Origin of the sequence: Thioalkalivibrio sp. AKL17 (assembly GCF_000377885.1) — a bacterium.
In the GTDB taxonomy this organism is placed as follows: domain Bacteria; phylum Pseudomonadota; class Gammaproteobacteria; order Ectothiorhodospirales; family Ectothiorhodospiraceae; genus Thioalkalivibrio; species Thioalkalivibrio halophilus.
This window is the reverse complement of record NZ_KB898774.1, coordinates 1-5,087: the sequence shown is the minus strand read 5'-3', so window position 1 is coordinate 5,087 and position 5,087 is coordinate 1. Positions and strand designations below refer to the sequence as shown.

Here is a 5,087-nt window from a genome sequence, read left to right as displayed (position 1 = left end):
CGGTAGGAGGCCGGCCCTCCGGCCGATCGGGCCGGGTCTGGTGCCGGATCGGCCAGGGGCTGGCCTCCTGCGGATGGTTCGGGGAGCGGTAGGAGGCCGGCCCCCCGGCCGATCGGGGCCGGAATCAGCCGTCGTAATCCGGGGGCAGGGGGCGGATCGGGAGGTGGCCTTCGAGGCGCAGGTTGTGGCCGGTGACGGCCGGGTCGCCGGGGTCGAGGAAGTAGAGATACGGGCCCACGGTGTCCTCGGGCGCCGGCAGGCTGGCCGGGTCTTCGCCGGGGTAGTGCGCGCGGCGGAAGCGGGTGCGCACCGGGCCGGTGTCCACGCCGTTGACGTGGATGAAGCCGCCTTCGTGGCGGTGTTCCCGGTGCAGGATCTCCAGCAGGCTTTCCTGCGCCGCCTTGGCCATGCCGAAGGCGCCCCAGTAGGCGCGGCTGGCGTCCTGGGTGGAGATCACCAGACTGCCGGTCGGGCTGGCTTCCAGCAGCGGAATGACGGCCTGCACCAGGAAGAACGGCCCGTTCAGGTTGGCGTTGACGACCTTGAACCACAGTTCCGGGTCGTACTGCTTCAGCGGGGTGAGGGTGCCGGCCCACCCGGCATTGAGGACCACGCCGTCCAGCCGGCCGAGCGAGTCACGGATGCTCTCGGCCATCTCGCCATAGTCCTTGACCGTCGCCCCCTCGTGGTTGAGCGGGTAGATCGCGGGCTGCGGGTGCCCGGCGGCCTCGATGGCATCGTACACGCGCTCCAGGCCCTTGATGTCCTTGTCCAGCAGGACCACCACGGCACCGGCGGCGGCGCAGGCCTCGGCGATCTGGCGCCCGATGCCGTCGGCCGCGCCGGTCACCAGGATCACGCGGTCGGCAAAGGCGCCGGGTTCGGGCCGATAGTCGATCAGCTTCGGGATGTCGAGCGGGGTGTCGGTCAAGAGAGGTCCTCCATGAGCAGATGCGCCGATTCTAAACCGGAGCGCACCGCGGCTTCGAGGGTGGAAGGGAGTCCGGGGACCAGATAATCCCCGGCGAGCAGCAGATCCCGGCACGCAGTGCGCGGTTCGGGACGGCGGGTGTCGATGCCGGTGCAGGCATCAAAGGTCGCGCGGCGTTCGCAGACCGCGTGCTGCGCGACCGGGGTGTCCAGCCCGGGCACGCAGCGGGCCAGTTCCGCGGCCACCGTCGCGCAGCGGGTGTCGGCATCCATGGGTGCGGCGTCGTCGGCGGCCGAGGTGACCACGGCCACCCACTCCGGATGCCCGCTGACGCGGCGCGGCACGGCCCACTGGCCGTACTGCCCCAGCAGTCCCAGCAGGGGCGGCAGTTCCTCCACCGCACGCGGGTAGCGCAGGTACACGGTGCAGATGCTGCGCCCGCCCATGCCGCGGATGCGCTCGCGCAGGTCGCCCGGGTCGGCGGCTTCGGGGAGCAGCCCGGCGGCGGCGGCCGGAGCGGTGGCCAGGATCACGGCGCGTGCCTCGCTGCGCCGGCCACCGCGATCCTCCAGCATGACCGGCGAAGCCCCCGACCCGGGGGCTTCGGGCAGTTCGATGCGCCGGATGCGCCGTCCGAGGTCGATGGTGGCGCCGCGTTGCCGCAGTTCGGCCAGCGCCGGTTCCGGGTAGATCGCGCCCAACGGCCATGCCGGCAGCAGCAGGCGTGCGGCCTCCGGGCCGTGGGTCAGGGCCTCACGCAGCACCTCGCGGAACACCTGCGCCGAGGCGCTGCGCAGCGGGGTGTTCATGACCGCCAGGCACAGCGGCTCCCACAGGCGTTCGATCAGCGCGGGCGGCTGGTGGTGGTACTGCAGCCAGGCGCGCACCGGTCGGTCCTGATGCAGCGGGCCGTGCAGCAGGCCGACCGCGCCGAGGGTTGCGCGCAGCCGTACGCCCAGCGGTTCGGTTTTCAGGGCGGCGTACAGCGCGCGGCCCAGCGCCGGCAGGCGCGGTGAGGCGGGATTCAGGCGCAGGGCCTTGGTGCCGTCGGCGGCACGCAGTTCCAGACCGAAGGGCAGAGCGTGGAAGGCCTGCTCCGGGTCGACGCCGACCGAGCGGATCTGTGCCAGCGCCGCTTCGCAGGCGCCCACCAGGATGTGCTGGCCGTTGTCCAGTGTGGTCTCGTCCAGGGTCAGGCTGCGGGCGCGGCCGCCGGCCACCGGTGCGCTGTCCAGCAGGTGGACCGGGTGGCCGGCGCGCGCCAGCGCGAGCGCGGCGGTGAGGCCGGCCCAGCCGGCCCCGACCACCGCCACCGGCCGGGCGTCGGACGCGACGGACACGCGGGCTCAGCTGCGCCGGCGTTCGCGGCGCAGGCGGCGGTAGGTGCGCCAGGCGATCCACAGCTTGCGCAGCGGGGTCAGGTGAACCCGGTGCTCCAGCACGCGGTAGCCGTCATCGGCGATTTCGTCCAGCAGGCGGCGGTAGATCGCGGCCATGATCAGGCCCGGGCGCTGGGCGTAGCGGTCCGCGGCCGGCAGTTCGGCTTCGGCCTTGTCGTAGTAGCGCCGGGCGCGTTCGGCCTGTTCGGCGAACAGCGCGCGGTGGCGGTCGTCGGTGAGGTTGCGCTGGAACTCCTCCGGGCGCACGCCGTGTTTCTGCAGCTCGTCCATCGGGATGTACACCCGCCCGCGCATCGCGTCCTCGTGCACGTCACGCAGGATGTTGGTCAGCTGCAGGGCCATGCCGAGATCGTGAGCGTACTTGAGCGTGCCGCGCTCGGTGAAGCCGAAGATGTGTGCGGAGAGGATGCCGACCACGCTGGCCACGCGGTAGCAGTACAGCGACAGTGTGGTGAAATCGGGGTAGCTGTCGTAGTCGAGATCCATCTGCATGCCGTCGATGATCTCGTCGAAGTACTCGCGGCCCAGGTCAAAGGGCGCCAGATGCGGCTGCAGCGCGCGGGTGATGGGGTGCTGCGGGTCGCCGTCGTACAGCCGTCCGATCTCGCCGCGCCACCAGTCCAGCTTGGCGCGGGCCACGGCCTCCTCGCTGGTCTCGTCGACCACGTCGTCCACCTCGCGGCAGAAGGCGTACAGCGCGGTGATCGCGCGACGGCGGTCGTCTTCGAGGAAACGGAAGGCGTAGTAGAACGAGGAGCCGCTCTTTGCGGCCTTTTCTTCGCAGTATTCGTCGGGTGACATGGTTTCTCGGGGCCGGGCCGGATGTGCGCGCAGAGGCTAGCATAAGGCGGGTCGGGTGACCTGCCTCAAGCCCCGGGGTGCGGGCCGGGGGTATCATGGGACGGTCCGCCCACAGGAGCCCCCGATGGAACAGAGCCTGATCTTCGACCGCGAGATGCTGCAACGCTACGACGTCAGTGGCCCGCGCTACACGTCCTATCCCACCGCGCCGCAGTTCCACGAGGGGTTCGACGACACCACCTATGCGGTGCAGGCCGAGCGTTCGCAGGCCGACGGCGTCACGCGGCCGCTGTCGCTGTATGTGCACGTGCCGTTCTGCGACACGGTGTGTTTCTACTGCGCCTGCAACAAGGTGGTGACCGGCAATTACGAGCGGGCGCGCAGCTATCTGGACTATCTGGATCAGGAGATCGCGCTGCAGGGGCGGCTGTTCCGCCCGGAGCGTCCGGTGGAACAGCTGCATTTCGGTGGTGGCACGCCCACCTACCTGAGCGATGCCGATCTGGATCGGGTGATGGATTCGCTGGGTCGCAACTTCAACCTCTCGGACGGGCCGGAGCGCGAGTTCTCCATCGAGATCGACCCGAGGGCGCTGCGCGAGGGCACGCTGCCGCTGCTGGCCGAGCGCGGCTTCAACCGCATCAGCCTCGGCGTGCAGGACTTCGACCCCGATGTGCAGCAGGCGGTCAACCGCATCCAGCCGTTCGAGGTAACGGCCGGGGCGATCGAACAGGCGCGGGCCTGCGGCTTCGGCTCGACCAACGTGGACCTGATCTACGGGCTGCCGAAGCAGACGGTGGAGACCACGCGGCGGACCCTGGAGCAAACCCTCGAGCTGCGGCCGGAGCGGCTGGCGATCTACAACTACGCGCATCTGCCGGAGCGCTTCAAGGTGCAGCGCCAGATCAACGAGGACGAGCTGCCCTCGGCGGCGGAGAAGCTGGCGATCCTGGAGACGACCATCGGCATGCTGACCGATGCCGGTTATGTGTACATCGGCATGGATCATTTCGCGCTGCCGGACGACGAGCTGGCCCGCGCCCAGCGCGCCGGCACGCTGCAGCGCAATTTCCAGGGCTACTCCACGCGTGCCGACTGCGACCTGGTGGCGATGGGGCCGACCGCGATCGGGCGTATCGGCGATACCTACAGTCAGAACGTGCGCGAGCTGGATCGCTATTACGCGCGCCTGGATGCCGGGCGCCTGCCGGTGTTCCGGGGCATCGTGCTGTCGGATGACGACCGCCTGCGGCGCGAGGTGATCACCGACATCATGTGTCATTCGCATCTGGATTTCGGCCGGGTGGAGGCCCGCCACGGCATCGATTTCCGTGAGTATTTTGGTGCGGAGCTGGAACGGCTGGACGAGATGGAACGGGACGAACTGGTGCGCGTGGGCGAGCGCGAGCTCGACGTGCTGCCACGCGGGCGCATGCTGCTGCGCAACGTGGCCATGGCCTTCGATGCCTGGCTGGACCGGCCGGAGGCCGCCCCGGTGAAATACAGCCGCGTGGTGTAGGAGGCCGGCCCTCCGGGCGATTTGGCGCGGTGGGTTGTCGGGGCCCGATCGGCCAGGGGGCTGGCCTCCTACGGGTCGACCCCGGCCCCGGTGGGGGGCGGCCCTCCGGGCGATTCGGCGCGGTGGGTGGCCGGGGCTTGATCGGCCAGGGGGCTGGCCTCCTTGTGTGTCGTCGCAGAGGGAGCGCTACCATCTGTGGCACCGGGCTCGGGGTAACCCGTTGGCCTCCTGAGGTCTTGAACCTGCTCCGTAGATCGGTCCCCGCGCCCTTCTCATCTCGAAGTTTGAACGGTATCCAAGCCCCCCGTGAAGGACGGGTGAGGCTGTACGGACAAGGCGAGAGGACGAGATGGCTCATATCGGCATTGATGTCAGCAAGAACAAGCTCGACTGCATGTGGGTTCGGGATCTGGAGGCGGGCAAGGTCAAGCCCAAG

At 69.9% G+C, this 5,087-nt stretch carries 4 protein-coding genes; 1 reads left to right on the top strand and 3 read right to left on the bottom strand.

All coding sequences use genetic code 11. The features are described from left to right. Positions 1-124 precede the first annotated feature (124 nt). From D577_RS0113135 to hpnD, 3 genes are read right to left on the bottom strand one after another with little or no spacing between them, the layout of a single operon-like run. Complete coding sequence (locus tag D577_RS0113135; protein ID WP_018947927.1) at positions 125-931, bottom strand: SDR family NAD(P)-dependent oxidoreductase; 807 nt, start codon at positions 929-931, stop codon at positions 125-127. Further along, a complete protein-coding gene (gene hpnE / locus D577_RS0113130; protein ID WP_018947926.1) occupies positions 928-2,271 on the bottom strand; it encodes a hydroxysqualene dehydroxylase HpnE in 1,344 nt (447 codons plus the stop codon). The genes D577_RS0113135 and hpnE overlap by 4 nt, the downstream gene beginning before the upstream one ends. Before the next feature lie 6 nt (positions 2,272-2,277). Then, a complete protein-coding gene (hpnD, locus tag D577_RS0113125; protein ID WP_018947925.1) occupies positions 2,278-3,132 on the bottom strand; it encodes a presqualene diphosphate synthase HpnD in 855 nt (284 codons plus the stop codon). Positions 3,133-3,256: 124 nt separating this feature from the next. Here hpnD and hemN point away from each other — a divergent pair, with 124 nt between their 5' ends. Beyond that, positions 3,257-4,651: an oxygen-independent coproporphyrinogen III oxidase gene (hemN, locus tag D577_RS0113120; RefSeq protein WP_018947924.1), complete on the top strand. Its 1,395-nt coding sequence runs from the start codon at positions 3,257-3,259 to the stop codon at positions 4,649-4,651. Positions 4,652-5,087: the final 436 nt, after the last annotated feature.

Excerpts from the sequence above, each read along its gene's own strand:
- hemN (WP_018947924.1), top strand. The coding sequence starts at position 3,257 with ATGGAACAGAGCCTGATCTTCGACCGCGAGATGCTGCAACGCTACGAC.
- hpnD (WP_018947925.1), bottom strand. The coding sequence starts at position 3,132 with ATGTCACCCGACGAATACTGCGAAGAAAAGGCCGCAAAGAGCGGCTCC.